Raw genomic sequence first — 18,864 nt, forward strand, 5'->3', positions numbered from 1 at the left:
CGTCCCCGGCACCCCGCCCCCGGCGCCCGCCGTCAGTGCCCTTCGAGGTCGTCCGGGCGGACGGCGATGTGGTCGGGGGCGAGCTCCACGGCCACCCGGTGCTCCATCCCGAGCGACTCCAGGAACTTGGCCGGGAGCTGGACCCGGCCGGTGCGGTCCAGCATCACGTACTCGGTCTCGTTCACCGACTCCTCGCCGTGCTCGTCGGTGAGGGTGCGGCGGAGCACCTCGCTACTCGTCCGGCCGTCCCGGATGGCGACGGTCCGGCGCACCTCGCCGGCCACCATCGGGTCGTGGGTGACGATCACGACCGTGGCGCCGAGGTCCCGGTTGACGGTGCGGAAGGCCTCGAAGATGCTCGCCCCGGTCTCCGAGTCGAGCTCGCCGGTCGGCTCGTCGGCGAGCAGCACCGGCGGGTTGTTGGCCATGCCGACCGCGATCGCGACCCGCTGCTGCTGACCGCCGGACATCTCGGACGGCCGCCGGTGGGCGAGGTCGCCGATCTCCAGGGCCTCCAGCAGTTCGGCGACCCGGGCGGCCTGCCGGCGGGAGGCGGCCCGGGAGGACCGGCTGCCGCTCAGCTGCATCGGCAGCGCGATGTTCTCGGCGGCCGTGAGGAAGGGCAGCAGGTTGCGGGCGGTCTGCTGCCAGATGAAGCCGACCACCTCGCGGCGGTAGCGCAGGCGCTCGCGGGCCGACATCTCCAGCAGGTCGCACCCGGCGACGGTCGCGGTGCCCGCGGTCGGCACGTCCAGTCCGGCGAGGATGGTGAGCAGCGTGGACTTGCCGCTGCCGGAGGCTCCGACCAGGGCGACCAGGTCGCCCTTGCGGATGGTCAGTTCCAGGCCCTGCAGGGCCTGGACCTCGACGCCCTGGGCGCTGAAGATGCGGACCAGGCGGTCGCAGACGATGGCCGCGTCCGCCTCTCCGAAGGTCTTGGGCGCGGCGGCGGCGCGCGCCCGTTCCTGCAGTTCCTGGAAGGTGGGGACCGGGACGGCCGTCCGTTCCTGGGCGCTGCTGTTCACCGCTGCTCTCCTCTCGTCGACGCTGTGCTTCTGTCACGGCCGCACCGTCGTGCTTCCGTCGTGTGCCGGGCCGGGGCGCTCATCGCTGGTCCCCCGCCCGCAGTTCGGTGGTGATCTGGCGCCGGCCGGAGACCAGTGCCTCCGCGACCACGCCGGCCGAGATCAGGACGGCCAGGCCGCCGGTCTGGATCAGGACCGGTGGGACGGCGACCGGCAGGCCCTTCGCGATCGCGACGCCGACCAGGGTGGACAGGTCGAAGGCGGGGCCGAGCAGGACGACCGCGGTGATCGCGACCAGTCCGCCGCCGAGTGCCGCGACCAGGGTCTGGGGCAGTGTCTCGACGAGGATCAGGGTCAGGCCCTGCCGGGGGCGCAGGCCCATGGTCCGCAGCCGGGCGAGCAGGGCGGCGCGCTCGGGTGCGGCCCTGACGAGGGTCAGCAGGACGGCGAGCAGGGCGAGCACCCCGGCGCCGAGGACGGCGGCCCAGAACAGCCGTCCGGCGGAGCGCTGGAGCGGGTCGTCGGCGAGGTCGGCGGCCATCGCGGCGCTGGTGCGCAGCGTGTAGCCGGCGGGCAGCGCGTCCTTGCCGACCGCCGCACCGGCGGCCCCGGCCGCTGCCCCGGCCGCCCCACCGCTCGGCCTGGCCTGGCCTGCGTCATTGACGATCCGGTCGCGCACCAGGCGCCTCAGTGCGTCCTCGTCGACCGGGCCGGTGGCGAACCAGAGGTTGGAACGGCCGAGTTCGGGTGCGCGGGCGACGGCCGGCGCGGCGGGCAGGACGACGAACAGGCGGCCGTCGCCCTGGAGCGCCGGTGTGCCGTCGACGGTCCCGGCCGCGGTGACGAGCAGTTCGCCGCCGCCGGGCAGCCGCAGGCGGTGGTTTCCGGAGTCGCCGGCCAGCTTCTCGGCGAGGTCGGTGGAGACCAGCGCGGGCACCGGGCCGTCCGGGCCCGCGGAGCCGCCGGCCAGCACGGCCGGGTCGAAGGTGCCGCGGCCGAGCGAGCCGGCGAGGGCCGCGTAGGCGACCGGGTCGGCGACCACGGCGGAGACCCGGGTGGAGCCGTAGCCGGTGCCGAGGAGGAACACCTCGGTGTCGGACCAGACGGGGACGGCCTCCCGGACCCCGGGGAGTGCGGCAGCCTCGGTGGTGAAGGCCTGCGGGACGGTGACGCCGATCGGCAGCAGCACGGCGGCGTCGCCGCCGACGGCGAGCCGGGCGGCGCGGGTGCGGGCCGAGTCGACGGCGTCGAGGACGGTGGCCCCGAAGCCGGCGGTGGTGACGGCGAGCAGCAGGGCGAGCAAGGGCAGGACGGACGGCCGCGGCCGGTTCTCGGTGCCGCGGGCGGCGCGGGCCAGGCCGAGGAAGCCGACCACGCCGGATCCCCGGCCGGCGGCCCGGGCGAACGCGCCGACCAGCAGCGGCTGGATCCGGGCGAGCAGCAGGCCGCCGGTGAGGGCGAGCAGCAGCGGTGCGGCGACGAGCAGCGGGTCCAGGCCCTCGCCGACGGGGGCGACGCCGCGGCGTCTGACCTCGGCCACGGCGGCCACGGTCAGGGCCAGCACGGCGAGTTCGCCGACCAGGCGGCGGCGGGTGCCGGCGGCCCGGGGCCGCGACCAGAGCAGTGCGGCGCGGACCGGGAGGGCGAGCAGGGTGAACAGGGCGACGGCCAGTGCGGCGAGGAGTCCGCCGCCCCAGCGCGGGGTGGGCAGCAGCAGGAACGCGAGCGTCGTCGCCACGGCGGCGGCGGGCAGCACCGTGACCGCGCCCTCGCCGAGCAGTCGGCGCACGACGCCGCCGCGCGAGCCGCCGCGGGCCTGGAGGAGGCGGAGTTCGGCGGTGCGCCGGTCCGAGGTGAGCGCGGCGGCGAGGCAGAGCACCACCATGCCGACCCCGGCGAGTCCGGCCGGGCCGATCGCGGCCAGTGGCGCCACCGCCTCGTGGCGGGCGGTGGCCTCGCGGAACAGCTGCGGCAGCTGGGAGGTGATCCGCAGGTCCTCGCGGTGGGTGGCGGCCATCAGGGCGGTCGCGGTGGGGCCGGTGAGGTAGGCGGCGACGTCCTGCTGGATGCGGGAGAGCTGGTCGGCGCGCAGGTGCCCGACGTCGATCGGCACCCGCCAGAAGTCCTGTGCGCCGGGCGACCACGTGTCGAGCCGGTCGAGCGAGCCGCCGGCGATCAGGCCGGCGGTCTTCCAGTAGGCCTTGGGCAGGGAGTCGGTGGTGTGGGTCAGGCAGGCCTGGACCGGGCAGGGCAGGTCGGCCCAGTACGGGTCGTCGACGGAGCGGGCGGCGAACAGGCCGACCACCTCCACCTGCGGGGCCTCCCCGTCGACGGACGCCGCGGTGTTGAGCACGTCGCCGAGGCGGATGCCGACCGTGTCCGCGGTGCTCTTGCCGAGCGCGATCTGGACGGGTCGGCCGGCCCCGCCGGCCTCCGGCCAGCGGCCCTCGACGAGGGTGCCGTGGTCGCCGAGGCCCTGGAGGTAGAGCAGGTCCATCACCGGGGGGACGGCTTCGGGCGTGTCGAGCCCGGGGTCGATCAGGGAGCGGGACTTCCCGCTGCGGGCCCCGTAGACGGGGCCGCTCGGGTCGACGCCGTAGGTCGGGCCGGCGTGCGCGGTCAGCTGTGCGGCGACGTCGTCGAGGTCCCGGGCGCCGCCGCGCAGGCCCGCGGTGGCGAGCAGGCTGGTCATGGCGGGTCCCCGGTCGTTCAGGAACTCGCGCAGGCCCTGGTCCGCGCTCCGGTCCAGGACGCGGGGGAGGGCGGCGGCCAGGAAGACGGTGCCGAACGCCAGTGCGGCGGTGAGCAGCGCTGCGAGCGGTGCCGCACGCAGCCTGGTGCGCACCCAGGGTGCGGGGCGGTGGGCGGTGTCGGCGGGGGCTCCCCCGTCGGGCGTCCCGCCGGTGCCGGCCGGGCTGGTCACATCTCCTCCAGGTTTCGCAGCCGCTGGGCCACGTCCCGGCGCCGGCGGCCGCTGAGCAGGGCCGAGAGCAGCGGGACGGCGGCGATGGCGAGGGCCAGCAGGACGGCGGTGCCGACCGGCAGGTCGACCAGGACCTCCGGGACGGGGCGGCGGGCCGCCGGGGTGAGGACCACGAGCGGCACGATCAGATGGACGATCAGTGCGCCGAGGCCGAGTCCGACGATGCTGCCGAGGCCCACCAGGACGGCCTGTTCGGCGGCCGCGGTGCGGACCAGGCGGCGGCGCGGGGTGCCGAGGGCCAGGAGCAGCGCGAACTCGCGGGAGCGTTCGCCCGCGGCGGCGGCCGAGGCGGCGGCGAAGCCGATGGCGGCGAGCACCGTGGTGACGACCGCGATGGCGGCGAGCGCGTTCTGCGGGGCGGCGCTGAGCGGGTCGCCGGTCAGCGTGGCGGCGACCTCCTCGCGGAGCTTCAGGTCCGGGGCGCCGGGGGCGGCGCGCAGGGCGGCGGCGGCCTGTGCGGGTACCGGGTCGTCGGATCCGGTGGCGGGCAGCCACCACTCGGCGGGGACGGGGGTCTCCCGTCCCTCGGCGGCGAGGGCCCGGCTGACGGTGGCGAGGTCGAGGACGAGCGACTTGTCCCCGACGACGGGCAGCGACTCGACGGCCGCGGTGATCCGCACCCGCAGGGTGGTGACGCCGACCGGGACCCGGACGGTCTCGCCGACGGCCGCGCCGTTGGCGGCGAGGAAGCCGCGGGTGGCGACGCCCGGGACCTCGGCGGGGGCGGCGGCCGCGGTCGGGGTGAAGACGCCCCGCACGCTGCCGGGGGCGCCGACGACGGAGTGGTAGCGCACCTTGAACAGCTGTCGTGCGTCGGCGGGTTCGGTCTGCCGGTCGGCGGCGAGCGCGCCGTTGGCGTTGGTGCCGCCGGCGGCCCAGGTGAGGCCTGCCGGGACGTCGACGGGCACGGCGGCGGCGCCCGGTCCGTCGACGGTGGAGAGCCTGCGGATGGTCAGTTCCCCGCCGTCCCGCGTGTCGGCGGAGACGGTCACCCCCACGACCGTGAGCGGTGCGGAGGCGGTGCTGAGCGGGGCGTCGGTCAGTGCGCCGATGTCGGCGGTGGCCCGGCCGTCGCCGGAGGCGGGGAGGCCGGTGAGCGGGACCTGGAAGGTGAGGCCGAAGCGGTCGCGGACCAGCAGCCAGGCGTCCGGGCGCCCCTTGGACGGCAGGTAGCCGAAGAACGGGTCCACGGCCTGCGGTACGGAGGTGAACGTGACGTCGGCCTCGATCCGCTGGGGGTGGCCGGGCAGCGGTACTCCGGTGGCCGCCCCGGCGGGCGCGGGCTGGGCGAGGGAGCCGAACAGCCGCTGCGGGTCCTGGTCGTCCAGCAGGTCGGGGCGGACCGGGACGCGGTCGGCGAAGCCGGCGGTGTCCAGGACGATCACCTGGCCGTAGCTGTTGTCGGGCAGGGACTGCTCCTGCCGGACGACCGGGAGGATCCGGTCGCCGCCGGGCAGGGCGCCGTACCGGCTTCCCTGGCCCATCGGTGCCGTCTTGGAGTTGTGGATCCGCAGTCCGCCGGCGGTCGCGAAGCTCGCCTGGTCCTGCTGGGAGGTGTTCCAGGTGGCGTGCTGGCCGAGTGCCAGGACACCGGTGGAGACGCCCAGGACGAGGAGCAGGACCGGCCCGCTGGCCCGGCCGGGGCGGCGGGCCAGCTGCCAGCCGACCAGCGCGGGTGCCAGGCCGCGGCCGCGGGCGGCCAGCCGGGCGCCGAGGCGGGCGGCCAGCGGGAGCAGGCGCAGCACCAGGAGGGTGCCGGCGCCGAGCGCGAGGGTGGGGGTGGCGACGAGGACCGGGTCGAGGCCGAGCCGGCCGGAGGAGTCCGGGGACAACCCGCCGCTGTACTGGGAGAGTTGGTGGTAGGCGAGGACGGCCAGGGCGAGCAGGGCGAGGTCGGCTCCGGAGCGGGCGGCGCCCGAGGCCAGTGCCTGGCGGCGGCCGGCCCGGCGCAGCACGGCCGCTCCGGCGCCGCGCAGCAGGGCGGGCACCGCGGCGAGCAGGACGCAGCCGAGGGCGCAGAGGACGGAGACCGGCCAGAGCGTCCAGCTGAGGCCGGTGTCCAGGGGCACCCGGCGGAGCGGGCCGAAGCCGCCCAGTACGCGGAGCAGCGGCGGGCTGAGCAGGGGGGCGAGCAGCGCGGCGGGCAGCGCGAGCAGGGTCGCCTCGGTCGCGGTGAACGCGCCGAGCCGGGCGCCGGACGCGCCGCGGGCGGCCAGCAGGGCGTTCTCCGACTGCTGGCGGGTCGCGATCAGGTGGACGACCAGGAGCAGGGCGGCGGCGGCGAGCACGATCAGCTGCAGGGCGCCGATCAGCAGGGTGGAGCGGGCGACCAGTGCGCTGGATTCGAGTTCGCCGAGCAGGTCGGCGAGGTCGCTGTGGGCGAGCAGGCCGGAGTTCTTGGCGAGTTCGTCGCCCAGGCCGGGCACCCGGGAGCGCAGGGCGTCGACGTCGGAGGGGGCGACGCCCGTGAAGTCGGCGTCGACCAGCCAGCTGCGGCCGTTCTGCGGCAGGCCGGCGGCGGTGAAGGCGCTGTCGTCGACCAGCAGCGGGCCGTAGGTGGTGAAGCCTCCGACCTGGATCTCGTGTCCCAGCAGCGGGTCGAGGCGCCAGTAGAGGTCGTCGGCGTCGGTGGCGCGGTAGACGCCGGTGAGCCGGACGGTCAGCGGTGCGCCGCCGTAGCGGTCGGAGAGCTGCACGTTGGCGGGGAGCGCTTCGGCCTTGAGGCCCATCCGGGCCAGTGCGGCCTGCGGCACGGCCGCCTGGAGGGGGCCGCCCGCGCCGGGGGCCTTGGCGGTGTCGGGCCAGGCGCCGGAGATCAGGCTGACGCGCTGCCGGTCGAGGGCGGCGAGGAGGGTGAGGTCCGCCTCCTTGCCGCCCGGCCGGCTGCTCGGCTGCCCGGTGGGCTGGCTGCCGGGCTGGCCGCCGGTCTGCTCGGTGGGCTGGCCGCCCGCCTGGCCGCCCGCCTGGTCCGGCAGGCCGTAGGAGCGGCTGCGGGCCAGGCTCTGGACGCTGGTGGGCCGGTCGCCGAAGAGGGCGCGGGCGTAGTCCGCGACCGCGGCGTCGTCCTTGGCCCGTTTGTCCAGCCCGTGCTCGGAGTTGACCAGCACCGTGGTGCGGGGGTGGCCCGCGCCCTGGAGCGCCTGTCGCTGACCGACCTCTCCGACGGTGCGCTGGAACGCCACCAGCGCGGTGAGAACCGCCGTTGTGATCAGTACGGTGAGCAGCGCCGCACTGGCCAGGGGCAGTCGCCCGCGCAGACGGCGCACGACAAAGCCGAGCATCCTGATTCCTCCCCCGGTCCATCATGGCCCCGCGCCGCTGCCCTTACGGGCAGACTTCTCCCACTGCGCGGATGGGCGCCCTTGGCGCACCGATACGGTGATCACCGGCGCTTGATCACCGGATAGCGGACGATGCTGTCAGATCCGGTCAAAGAAAGGAAGGGACTTGCGCGAATCATGTAACCAATGAGCAAATGCTCCGGATCGCATCGCCGTTGCGGCTGACGTCAGGTCAGGCCGCCGCTTTGCGTGAACCAGTAGTAGCCGTCGAAGCGGCACCTAAGATTGACCATGAGCACCTCAACTCCTTGCCGTCGGCGGGGAGCCCCAGAGGAACACCCGAACACCCAGGGGGACGCCGTATGACGCAGCAACCGGTCGGCACCGTCACCGCTCCCATGGTGGCCGTCACCGATCTCCGGCGCAGCTTCGGAACCGGTGAACGCGCCGTCCACGCGCTGCGCGGAGTCAGCTTCTCCATCGGGAAGGGTGAACTCACCGCCCTCAAGGGCCGGTCCGGCTCCGGCAAGACCACCCTGCTCAACCTGGTCGGCGGCCTGGACAGCCCGAGCGGCGGCACCATCACCCTCGACGGCACCGACATGGGGAGCCTCGACGAGGAGGGCCGGCTCGCGCTCCGCCGGGACCGGATCGGCTTCGTCTTCCAGTCCTTCGGGCTGCTCCCGGTCCTCACCGCCGCCGAGAACGTCGGCGTGCCGATGCGGCTGCGGAAGGTGCCCGCCGCCCAGCGCGAGGAGCGCGCCCACACCCTCCTCGCCCTGGTCGGACTCGCCGACCACGCCAACCAGCGCCCCGGTGAGCTCTCCGGCGGCCAGCAGCAGCGCGTCGCCATCGCCCGCGCCCTGGCCAACGAGCCCGACCTCATCATCGCCGACGAGCCGACCGGCCAGCTGGACTCGGAGACCGGCCGCTCGATCATGCAGCTGCTGCGTGCGGTGGTGCACAGCGAAGGGGTCACCGTCCTGGTCGCGACCCACGACCCGACCCTGATGGAGCTGGCCGACCGGGTGGTCGAGCTCCGCGACGGCCGGATCGTCGAGGAGTCCGACGACTGATCCCGGGCGCGCCGCCGCTTTCCCCACGTCACGGAATGCGGCCGCCCGATCCCGCCGAGTGAATGCGCGCACGGTCCGAGGACCAGGCTCCGCACCGGGCGGGGCATGGCGGGGCAGGGCAGGGCAGGGCAAACGGACGGACAGTGAAATCCGGCTTCGCCGACCAGGAATCGGCGGAGCCGGATTTTTCGATCCCGCCGCACACGCACACATGACCCGCCGATTCCGCACGGGACGGAGCGGATCGGAAATACGCCCGCCCGCAATTCACGGCCCGCACCGCCGAACGGCGAAAAGGCCGGATCAACCGATTCCCGGCCTCGTCGCGGAACACCGGCCCGCCCCCCGCGAAACACATTCCGCCAGGACTCCGCCTCGGCGCGGGGCCAGGGCGCGGAACGCACTGCCCTCCGGATCGGCCCGAACCGTCCGCGGCGCGTAGCCCCGGCTCACGTCGACGGGCTCACGCCGGCGGGCTTCGCGCCGAGAACCCGCGAACGCGCCGCCACCTCTTGCCGATGGGCCGCGGAGGCGGTGACGGGATCGATGTGCACACGATTCTTCGCCGGCCCGCACTCCCGGACGCGAAGAACGCCGAGGCGGACGGCGGCGGGATCGGGATAGTCGGGGCCCCGGGGTTCGGCGCCGGTCACGCCCGCTTCCCCGGTGGCGGCGCCTCGACCCCGCGCCCGCGCCCCGGAACCGCACCGGGGCCCCCGCCACTTTCTTGCGGTGCAAGACAGAAGATGACTATCTTGTACCGCATGACAAAGGAGGAGCCCGCCCGCGACCAGCGACGAAGCCAGCTCCTGCGCGGAGTGCTCGACCTCTGCCTGCTCGCCCTGATCGAGGAACGGCCGCGCTACGGCTTCGAGTTCGCGCAGGGGCTGACCGAGAACGGGCTGGAACTGGTCAGCGACGGCAGCATCTACCCGCTGCTCGCCCGGATGGAGCGCGCGGGGCTGATCGCCGCCTTCCGCGCGCCGTCCCCGGCCGGCGGCGCTCCGCGGAAGTACTACCGCCTCACCGGGGCGGGCGAAGCCGAACTCGCCGCCGGACGGGCCGGCTGGCAGGCCTTCACCGGCCCGGTCGGTCGGATCCTCGACGACAACCGGCCCCCAGGGGGAAGCACATGACGAGCGAGAAGGTGCTCGCGGCCTGCCGCAGCAACTGGGAGTACCGCGGCATCGACGAAGCCTCCGTCCGGGAGATGCTCGACGAACTCACCGCGCACCTCCAGGACGCCGCGGCCGCCGGACGCACCGCCCAGGACGTCGTCGGCCAGGACGTCAGGGCCTTCGCCGCCGCCTGGGCGAGGGCCCGCACCCCGCTCCCCCGCCGGGTGCTGCGCACCGCGGGCACGGCGTCCTTCATGCTCGGGACCCTCCTGCTCCTCACCCACCTGATCCGGCGCACCACCCAACTGGACGTCACGGCCGACCAGATCGCCTTCTACGCCGTCATCGCCACGATCACGGTCGTCTGGGAACTCCGCCGGGGCAGCCTCGGCCTCCGCCGCGGCTGGGCCGTCGGCCTGGTGGCCGGACTGCCGGCCATCCTGCTCACCCGCTACCTCATCGGCCACCAGCCGCTGTTCAGCCTGCCGCTCTGGGTCGCTCCGGTCCTGCTCCTGCCCGGCCTGCCGTTCGTCCTCGCGGACTCCCGGGCCAGGAGGGCCGGTTCGGCCCCCGCCGAGTAGGACGGGCGGGCGTCTCGGCGCCGCAGGGCTCGGGGAGGGCCTCCCGTCCGGGCGCCCGCCGCCACGGGCCCCGTGGGATCCGGAGCGGACAGCGTGGCGCCAGGGCTTCCAGAGCCCGGCGGGCCCGACGGCCGGGTCGACGGCGGGCCCGGCGGCGGCGTAGGGCCCGGCGCCGTTCCCGGCGATCGGCCCGGAGCGGCCGACCGGGCGGCGGGCCGCGGCGGCGGCGAGCGCCACGGGGGCGAGAAATGTGCGACCCGGCCGTTCGGCAACCCCCTCCCGCCGGCGCCGTTCCGGACGAGCGGTCCGCTGTGGCATCCGGCACGGGCGGCAGTTACCCCACCTGACCGTTCAAGTCCCTTACCCCACAGTCCTGTTGGCTCTCCGATCGGCCGATCGACCGGACAGCCGTGCCGACCCGCGACCTCCGGTGCGAAGCGATGAACCGACTCGGCGACGGGGAAACCGTGGTGATGCACACTCAGCGTCCGCGCACCCTCGAAGGGTGACATTTCCCTGATCCCGGGACGGACCGCCCGGTGAGCCGTAGATTCGTTCCTACAACTGGTGATCGGCGACACAGTGGGGTGGTTGTGGGAATCGGGAGCATCTTCGGTGCGGACGACAATGTGAGCTCGACGATCGACCTGTTGGAGGCACGGCTTCCGGCCGTGCGGGAACGGCTGGCCCGGGCGGAGGCGGAACTCGCCGCCGTCACCGCCGAACAGGACGCCATCACCAAGGCGCTCGAAGGACTGCGGCTGCTGGTCGGCCCGCTCGCCACCGGCGGGGGTGAGCCGCCGCACGCCGCGGCGTCGCCCTCGGGCCCGGCCGATGACCTGGTCGAGGCCGATGCTGTGGCTGTGGCTGTGGCTCCGACAGAGAACCCGGCCCAGGCTGCTGCTGAGGCACCGGCCGAGGCTGTGACTGCGGCTCCGGCAGAGGTCGAGGCTCCGGCCGAGGCCGCGCAGGCGGCGGCCGGTGTAGCGGTCGAGCCGACCGGGACCGCCGAGAAGGCGACCGCAAAGAAGGCCACGGCCAAGAAGGCGACCGCCAAGAAGGCCCCCGCCAGGAAGGCCACGGCCAAGAAGGCGGTCGCGGCGAAGAAGGCCGCGCCCGCGCCGGACGCACAGGCTCCGACTCCGGCCCCGGATCCGGCTTCGGCCCCCGCCCCGGCGGCGAAGAAGGCCACCACGAAGGCGGAGACCCCGGAGTCCGGCTCCAAGGCCACCGGGACGAAGCCGAAGCGGGCGACCGCCGCCAAGGCGGCGGCCCGGACGGCCCCGGCGGAGAGCGAGCCCGCCGTGGAGGCGTCGGCGCCTGCTGCGGGCCGACGGCGGAAGATCACGGACGCCGACGGCGTTCTGGCGGCGCTGGCCGGCGCCACGGGTCCGCTGCGCGCCCGCGAGGTGACCGAGCTGCTGGGCCTGGACCCCCTGGAGGGGAACATCAACGCGATCCGCACCAGGCTGGAGCGCCTGGCCAAGGAAGGACGCGCACAGCGGCCCGACCGCGGCCTCTACACGGTGGCGACGGAACAGCCCGCGGCCGGAGCCTGACCGCACGGCACCGGCACGGCGCCGGGGCCGCTGAGCGCGGCGGACCGGGTGGAGCCCCTTCGGCTCCACCCGGTCCGCCGTGCGCGGCCGGCGGATCCTGCGCCCGGGCCCGGCCGAGTCCCGCCCGGGCCCGCACACCCCCTGCCCCACGGCCCCGTACGGAGCGGCGTCCGCGCCCGTGAACACCGCTCCGGACGACCGCACCGGCTCGACGGGCCGCGGCCCGACACCGCCAGGGTCGGTACCGCCGCGTGTCGCCCGTGACGGCGCCCGCCGCTTCGGGTATGACGGACCAACGGCCGCGGGCCGGCGCTACGCCCGACCGGCGAGGCGTCGCGGGCCGCACGCGGGCCGTTGTCGAACGAGGCGGGCAGTCATGGAACTCGGCGTGTACGGACTCAGTGCCAAGGCCACCCACGGTCCACGGGCCACGACGCAACTGGCCGCCCTGGCCGAGGAACTCGGCTACCGGTCCTGGTGGGTGGGTGACCACGTGGCGCTGCCCGACCCCCGCACCCCCGAGTCACCCATGGACGCGGCCGAGTCGATCCTCGACCCGCTGGTCCACCTCGCCTACGTCGCCGCCGTCACGGAACGGATCGAGCTGGGCACCGGGATCATCGTCCTGCCGCAACGCCATCCCGTGGTCCTCGCCAAACAGCTCGCCAGCCTCGACGTGCTCAGCGACGGCCGGCTGCGCGTCGGTGTCGGCCCCGGCTACCTGGAGCCGGAACTCGCCGCCGTGGGCGTGCCGATGTCCGAACGCGGCGCGCGCACCGACGAGTACCTCGACGCCATGACCGCCCTGTGGACCCAGCCCGCACCCTCCCACCACGGCACCCACGTCGCCTTCGACCACCTCGACGCCCGGCCCCGCCCCGTGCAGGCGGGCGGCCCGCGCATCCTCATCGGCGGGCACAGCCCCGCCGCCTACCGCAGGGCCGTCGCCCGCGGCCACGGCTGGTTCGGCGCCGGCGACAGTCCCGACCGGCTCGCCGCCGACCTCGCCGGACTGCGCAAGGCCGCCGACGAGGTCGAACGCCCCGCCCGGCTGGGACCGCTCGAACTCAACTACACCGCCATGACCCCCGTCGACGCCGAGGCGTTCCACCGCTACGCCGGACTCGGACTCGCCCGCCTCGTCGTCTACCCCTTGCCGCTCGACGACGTCCGGGACGTCGCCGCCTACCTCCGCCGACACGCCCGTCTCCCCCACTGACCCACCGGCGGCGGGCGGGCCCGGCGCGACCGGCCCCCGGCGCCAACCGACGCCGGGCCGCCACCACCACACCAGGGCGCGCCGGGCGGCGCCCCCGACCGTGCTCCGGCCGGGGTCGCCGCGCCGCCGTCCGGCACACCGGTGCCCGGTGTCGGCGGACCGGCCGCTCAGGCCGGGGGGCCCGCGAACCGTGTCGCCGGCAGGCCGCGGACGTCCGTCCGGACGCGGTAGGTCCTACCGGACTCCGGGTAGCGCCGCAGGGTCGGCCCGTCGAGGGCGACGCGGGCCGTGGTGACGATGAGGTCGGTCAGGTCGGGACCGGCGAAGCAGCAGCTGGTCAGCCGCGCGACCGGGAGTTCGACGACACCGACGAGCGCGCCGTCGGGTGCGATGCGCAGGACGGCGCCACCGTCCCACAGGGCGGTCCACACGTGCCCCTCGGCGTCGACGGTCAGACCGTCCGGGCCGCCGAACCGGGGGTCGACGGCGGTCAGTACCCGGGGGTCGGTGAGCCGGCCCTCCCGCACGTCGAAGTCGTAGGCGGTGATGGTGCCGCGTGCGGTGTCGGTGACGTACATGACCGTGCCGTCGGGGGACCAGCCGAGGCCGTTGGGAATGGTCAGCCCGGTCAGGACCGTCTCGACGCGGCCGTCGCCGTGGACCACGCACAGGGAGCCCGCGCGGTCGGCGGCGTCGCGGGCCATCACACCGACCCACAGGCGCCCGGCGGGATCACACTTGCCGTCGTTGGCGCGCATGGTGGCCGGATCCCCGGGGAGGCGTGCGAAGCCGGTGCCCCCGCCGTGCGGGGTGAGGGCGACGACGTCCGTGCCGACCGCCGCGAGCCAGCGGCCCGGTGCCCAGGGAACGGCGCAGCCGATGGCGTCCTCGGTGGGTGTGCGGGTGACGTCGTCCCCGGAGACCGTCAGGAACGCCCTGCCGACGATGTCCACCAGGCCGAGGGTCGCGGACCCGGCGTCCCACGCCGGTCCCTCGCCGAGCAGCAGCGGGGTGTGGTCGAGCGGTTCGGGCTCGTCGTGTCGGATCTTCACTCGGCGCTCCGGGTGGTCGGCGGCTGGTGTCCCTGGCTGTCACCCGGGCCGGTTCGGCGGTGGCGGCGTGGCGTCAACGTGGCGGCGGCACCGCGGCACGGCGGGCCGCGTCACCGCGTCACCGCGTCGACGCCGCCGAGGCCCCGGAACCCGTGTGGGGCGTGCGGAGCCGTCGGGACCGGCCGGGTGGGGTGGTACGAGTGCCCACCTTCCCACCGACGGCCCGTCTCCGGTGGCCGGACGCGGAATTGCGGCCGGGGCGTGATCCTCGTGTCCGGCGCCCGGCCGCCGCTTGGCGGCGGATCCCTGACAGGGCGTCCGCCGCCCACCGGGACGCGGTCACTGCTCCGGGATGCGTCCGCACATGACGTTCCCGGGCTCGGACGGGTCGGCGCTGATCCAGAACTGGGCCCACAGGAGCGCGAATTCGGGCCGGCTGAGGTAACCGTCGCCGTCCAGGTCGAGCAGCTCGAAGACGTCGTGGGTCTCCACGCTCCGGCCGTGCCAGACGTCGACGAGCCGGCGGTGCTCGGCGCGCGAGATACGGCCGTCCCCGTTCTCGTCCACGGCGTCGAACACGGTGTCGGCGGTCGCCGTGACGACCTCGTACAGGGCGGGGAGCCGGTCGACGAGGGCCAGGAACTCGGCCATGTCGACCTTGCCGTCGTGGTCGGTGTCGGCGACCGTGAGCAGGTGGTCCCACCAGCCCGTCATGAGCGCCTCGACCCTGGCGCCCAGCCCGGCGTCCCGCTGGACGGCGGGCAGCCGGCTCCAGCGCTCCGCCAGGGCCCCGAAGTCGCTCTGCCGCAGGCAGCCGTCCCCGTCCGTGTCGAACGCGGCGAAGACGCTGCGGAGCTTGCGCCGCTGGAACTCGCTGGCCATGAACGGGCCTCCCCTGTGCCGAACCGCTGCGCCACCACGTGTGGCGACAGGCTGGTGACTATAGGTGCGCGGCACGGGTGCCACCGGGCTTCGGGGAAGAACGGGGGATTCCCGGCGGCGCCGCCCGAACCGTGCTATCCGTCCTCCTCGTCATCCGGCCCGGCCACCGGAGCCGACCCGCCGCCGGGGAGCGCCCCGGCCCACCGGCCCACCGCTCAATTCCCGTTCGGCCGGGTGCAGTCGCAGGTCGGAGAGGGTTCGGCGCGCGGCACCGGACCCCCGGCCGCCGCCCGGAGGTCTAGGCGAAGCCCTCCTGGAGTCGATGCTCCGGCCCGTCCTGGCGGAGCGGCAGGACTGAACGCACCGCGCAGCGCTGCCGCCGTCGGCCGGGTGGCGTCCACCGCCGGTCACCACCTCGTGGCGTCCGGTCGCGCTCCCCTCGGGACCGGGGCCGCCCCGCCTCCGGTCGCGGTTTCAGCAGAGCCACGCGGCGGCCGTCGCCGCGCCGAGCGAGGCTCCGGCCACGGCCTGCGCGGTGGTGTGGTACGTCAACGCGACCCGCGACCAGCAGACGACGGCGACCAGCGGGTACGCGGCGATCCACCACGGCGAGTGCACCACCGCCAGCACGGTGACCACCGCACTGGCGACCGCGCTGTCGACACTGATCTTCCAGACCGTGTTGACCGCCAGCAGGCCCACGGTCATCGCCCACAGGGCGACCATGGCGACCAGGACGTCGCGCGGGGCATCGCCGAGGACCATCGCGAGGGAGCCGAGGCCGATCGAGCCGAGGATGACGAAGAAGATCGGCGCCCGCTTGGTCCGGTCGACCACGTGGCGGTCGCCCCAGGTCCCGCGCTTGCGCTCCCACTCGATGTAGCCGGCCGGCACCACACCGGCGCACAGCGCAGCCAGCAGGCCCCACCCGATGCCGGTCCAGTCGCCGGCCGCGGCGGCGCCCAGCCCGGTCAGCCCGGCCACCAGCACGTTGCGCGGCTGCAGGACGTCGGTGACGACACGGGCCACGGTGGTGTTCACGGGGTCGACTCCGCCGTCGCGACGGCGCGTTCCCCCGCGCTCCTCCCTGCGACGGCCCGACCGGTGCAGCGACTCCTCCCGGTGGAGAGTGCCGATCGGGACATGGGTGACTCCTTCGTGCCGTGGGCCGCCGAGCGGCCCGTCCGGCGCTCGGCCTCTCACCATGCCAGCCCGCTGCGCGGATCCCCCACTTCCGGACGCGGGAGCACCCGCGGCCAGGTCCCTCGGATCCGCAGCTCCCCGCACCCACGCGCCCTGCCCCGTGATCACCGTGTCCCCCTCCGAGCTGCTGGAGAAGCTGGAACCCACGGCCCGCCACGGGGCGCCCGTCCCCCTCGCCGCCGGCTGCCACCGCTGACGGAACCCCTCCGCCTCCGGCGGGTCGCGGGCTCAGGCGAGGCCGGAAACCGCGGTCCGGACCTTGGAGGTCAGCGCTTCCGGCAGGGGAACGTAGCCGATCGGGGCGATGGCCTGCTGCCCGGCGTCGCTGCTCGTGTAGGAGAGGAAGGACTTCAGGGCGGGCAGGGCCGAGGCCTTGTTCCCCTTGTCGCAGACCACCTCGTAGGTGACCAGGACCAGCGGGTAGGCGTTCTCGTCCTTGATCGCGTAGTCCAGGTTCAGGGCGAGGTCGCCGTCGGTGCCGGTGACCTGCGCCGTGGCCAGGGTGGCGGCGGCGTTCGCGGCGTTCGCCTCGACCGGCTGGGCGGCGCCGGTGCTGATGGCGGCGCTCTTCAGGTTGTTGGTCTGGGCGAAGGAGAGCTCGGCGTAGCCGATCGAGTTGTCGACCTGCTTGACCTGCGCCGCGACCCCGGCGGAGCCGTTCGCGGACTGCCCGCCCTTGCCCGCCCAGGCCTTTCCGGCCGGGTGGCCCCAGGCGCCGTTCGACGCCGCGGCGAGGTACGCGGTCAGGTTGGCGGTGGTGCCGGAGTCGTCCCCGCGGTGGAACGCCTGGATCGGCGCGTCGGGCAGGCTGGTGCCCGGGTTGAGCGCGACGATGGCCGGGTCGTTCCACGTGGTGATCTGCGAGTCGAAGATCTTGGCCGTGGTGGGGCCGTCGAGCACGAGCCGGTCGACGCCGGTGACGTTGAAGACGACGGAGATGAGGCCGCCGACCATCGGCAGGTCGATGCCCCGGCCGCCGGTGCAGACCTGCTTGGAGGCGTCGACCTCGGCGGGGCTGAGAGCCGCATCGGTGCCGGCGAAGGCGACCTTTCCCGAGTTGAACTGCTGGACGCCCGCGCCCGAACCGCCGCCGCCGTAGTTGACGGTGACGCTCGGACACGCCGACTCGAACTCGTTCCTCCAGAGGTCGATCGCGTTCCCCTGGGCGGTCGAACCCGCGCCCAGCAGCTGCCCCGACCCGTCGCAGGCGATCGATGCGGAGGCCCGCGCGGAAGAAGCCCCGGAGGTGGGCGCGGAGGTGGGCGCGGCCCCCGCCGCGGTGTCGGACTCCATGCCGCACCCCGAGGCGGCGACCGCCACGACGAGCGCCAGCGCCGAAGGCGTGAGCGAACGGATCACGACGGACCGACCAGTAGACACGGGGACTCCCTGCGAGCACGCGGCGCACCGACGAACGGACGAAACGGGTGAAACGGACGCCGTCATCGTCCGCAGCGGTCCCCTACGCCCACCCGTGACACACGGCGCACCCCCGGAACGTCACCGCGAATTCATCTTTCATCAGCACTTCAGCCACTGCCCCCGAGCGTCGTCCGGTGCGGTGGGACGGCGACCGGGGCTCCACCGCCCTCCGCCCCGCCTCCCGGTCGGGAGGCGGGGCGGAGGACCGGACCCGGTGTGCGGGTTGCGGCTACCCGAAGCCCCGGGCGTCCTGCTTCAGCGCGGTGTCCACGGTCAGCGCGGTCGCCACGACCAGGCTCAGCAGCGGGTCGGCGAGCGGGCGGTGGATCTGGAGCACGTAGTTGTCGGCCGTGGTGAACATCGTCTTCGCCAGGCCCTCCCAGGTCTTGGTGATCCGGGCGATCTCGGTGTCCGTCTCGTCGACGATGGAGAAGTTCCAGGCCCGCCAGTTCTCCGCCTTGACGGCGCCGACCTTCCGCCCGCCGACCTCCAGCGCGAAGTTGATCTTCCCGATGGCGTTCTGCTGAACGACCTGGCCGACCTCCTGGCCGTTCGGGAGCTCCACGATCACCCGGGACTTGATGAACTTCGCCGGGCGGGTCAGCACCAGCACCGGAGCGCCGTGCGCGTCACGGATCTCCAGCTTGTGGGTCAGGTACTGGTCGAGGGAGGTGAGCAGCCGTATCGCCTTGCGCAGACCGCTCTGGCTGACCTGGACCACCGAGCCCAGCGTGGCGCCCTGCTGGTCGAAGACCGTGTACTCGTTGGTCAGCTCGATCAGCTTGGCCTTCTGGTTCACCACCAGGACCGGCTCGGAGAAGAGGGTGCCGCCGCCACCGGAGACCGGTCCGACGCCCGCCTGCTGCTGCACCTGGCGCTGCACCTTGGCGGAGTCGCCGGCCGGAGCGGCCGGCTGCCCGGGGAAACCGGGGGTGTTCGTGTTCTGGGACATGGCGGGCAGGTTAGGCTCATTCCTCCACCGGTAGCCAGATCGATTTCAACGGCCCGAATCGGCTCAAGACTGCAAGTCACGGCTGCAACCTGCGAGTTCGGGTGCCGCGAGCGATATCCGGCCGGAGTCCGGCGGCGGTGATGTGGCCGATGTCACACCTCGGGGCCCGTTTCCCCGCTGCCTCCGGCTCCGGACGAGGCCGGACGGCCGGGGCCGGACCTGCCCCGGCGTACCGTCATGTACCGCGTCCTCCGGCGTTCGCCCGCCCGGGCGGCCACCCGCCGCGAGCTGTGGAACGGCAACCGGGAGCACGTCCGCGGCCGGCTCGATCCGCCCCCATCCGCTGGGCCTGGACCAGACGCGCCGCGCACCGCCGACGCACCCTGGACCGGCTCGCGGCCCACCCCGAACCGGCACTCGCCCACCTGACCTCGGCCCGGGCCGCGCGCTTCTGGCTCCGGACGGTCCGCCGGCCCGCCGGCCCGCCGAACCATGACCCGGGCTCCCAGCG

13 protein-coding genes are annotated in these 18,864 nt (G+C 74.8%); 5 read left to right on the forward strand and 8 right to left on the reverse strand.

The window, feature by feature from the left end:
- Positions 1 to 32 precede the first annotated feature (32 nt).
- The 3 genes from OG550_RS00460 to OG550_RS00470 all read right to left on the reverse strand — a co-directional run bounded on the left by OG550_RS00460 (position 33) and on the right by OG550_RS00470 (position 7,289).
- Positions 33 to 1,025 (reverse strand): ABC transporter ATP-binding protein, encoded by a 993-nt coding sequence (locus OG550_RS00460; RefSeq protein ID WP_442905906.1) that lies wholly within the window; start codon positions 1,023 to 1,025, stop codon positions 33 to 35.
- Between the two features lie 79 nt (positions 1,026 to 1,104).
- Positions 1,105 to 3,948: a hypothetical protein gene (locus tag OG550_RS00465; protein ID WP_327673266.1), complete on the reverse strand. Its 2,844-nt coding sequence runs from the start codon at positions 3,946 to 3,948 to the stop codon at positions 1,105 to 1,107.
- Positions 3,945 to 7,289 (reverse strand): FtsX-like permease family protein, encoded by a 3,345-nt coding sequence (locus tag OG550_RS00470; protein WP_327673268.1) that lies wholly within the window; start codon positions 7,287 to 7,289, stop codon positions 3,945 to 3,947. Before OG550_RS00470 ends, OG550_RS00465 begins: the two co-directional genes overlap by 4 nt.
- Positions 7,290 to 7,651: 362 nt before the next feature.
- Between OG550_RS00470 and OG550_RS00475 the strand changes: the two genes are divergently transcribed.
- The 5 genes from OG550_RS00475 (at position 7,652) to OG550_RS00495 (ending at position 12,842) form a co-directional block, all read left to right on the forward strand.
- Complete coding sequence (locus OG550_RS00475; protein WP_327673270.1) at positions 7,652 to 8,365, forward strand: ABC transporter ATP-binding protein; 714 nt, start codon at positions 7,652 to 7,654, stop codon at positions 8,363 to 8,365.
- Between the two features lie 764 nt (positions 8,366 to 9,129).
- Positions 9,130 to 9,501, forward strand: a complete 372-nt coding sequence (locus OG550_RS00480; protein ID WP_327673272.1) for a PadR family transcriptional regulator — start codon at positions 9,130 to 9,132, stop codon at positions 9,499 to 9,501.
- Entirely contained in the window at positions 9,498 to 10,064 is a 567-nt protein-coding gene (locus OG550_RS00485) for a hypothetical protein (RefSeq protein ID WP_327673274.1), read from the forward strand. The genes OG550_RS00480 and OG550_RS00485 overlap by 4 nt, the downstream gene beginning before the upstream one ends.
- A 629-nt stretch (positions 10,065 to 10,693) precedes the next feature.
- Positions 10,694 to 11,623 (forward strand): hypothetical protein, encoded by a 930-nt coding sequence (locus OG550_RS00490; protein ID WP_327673276.1) that lies wholly within the window; start codon positions 10,694 to 10,696, stop codon positions 11,621 to 11,623.
- 376 nt (positions 11,624 to 11,999) lie between these two features.
- Complete coding sequence (locus tag OG550_RS00495) at positions 12,000 to 12,842, forward strand: LLM class F420-dependent oxidoreductase (protein WP_327673278.1); 843 nt, start codon at positions 12,000 to 12,002, stop codon at positions 12,840 to 12,842.
- Positions 12,843 to 13,009: 167 nt separating this feature from the next.
- Here the strand turns inward: OG550_RS00495 and OG550_RS00500 are convergent, their stop codons facing one another.
- The 5 genes from OG550_RS00500 to OG550_RS00520 form a co-directional block, all read right to left on the reverse strand.
- Positions 13,010 to 13,894, reverse strand: a complete 885-nt coding sequence (locus OG550_RS00500; RefSeq protein WP_327673280.1) for an SMP-30/gluconolactonase/LRE family protein — start codon at positions 13,892 to 13,894, stop codon at positions 13,010 to 13,012.
- A gap of 339 nt (positions 13,895 to 14,233) precedes the next feature.
- Positions 14,234 to 14,776, reverse strand: coding sequence for an EF-hand domain-containing protein (locus OG550_RS00505; RefSeq protein ID WP_327673282.1), 543 nt, complete (start codon positions 14,774 to 14,776; stop codon positions 14,234 to 14,236).
- A gap of 474 nt (positions 14,777 to 15,250) precedes the next feature.
- A complete protein-coding gene (locus OG550_RS00510; protein WP_327673284.1) occupies positions 15,251 to 15,817 on the reverse strand; it encodes a hypothetical protein in 567 nt (188 codons plus the stop codon).
- Positions 15,818 to 16,207: 390 nt separating this feature from the next.
- Complete coding sequence (pstS, locus tag OG550_RS00515) at positions 16,208 to 17,359, reverse strand: phosphate ABC transporter substrate-binding protein PstS (RefSeq protein ID WP_327673285.1); 1,152 nt, start codon at positions 17,357 to 17,359, stop codon at positions 16,208 to 16,210.
- Between the two features lie 271 nt (positions 17,360 to 17,630).
- Entirely contained in the window at positions 17,631 to 18,353 is a 723-nt protein-coding gene (locus OG550_RS00520; protein WP_327673286.1) for an LURP-one-related/scramblase family protein, read from the reverse strand.
- Positions 18,354 to 18,864 lie beyond the last annotated feature (511 nt).

The sequence above is a fragment of the Kitasatospora sp. NBC_00458 genome (genome assembly GCF_036013975.1).
In the GTDB taxonomy this organism is placed as follows: domain Bacteria; phylum Actinomycetota; class Actinomycetes; order Streptomycetales; family Streptomycetaceae; genus Kitasatospora.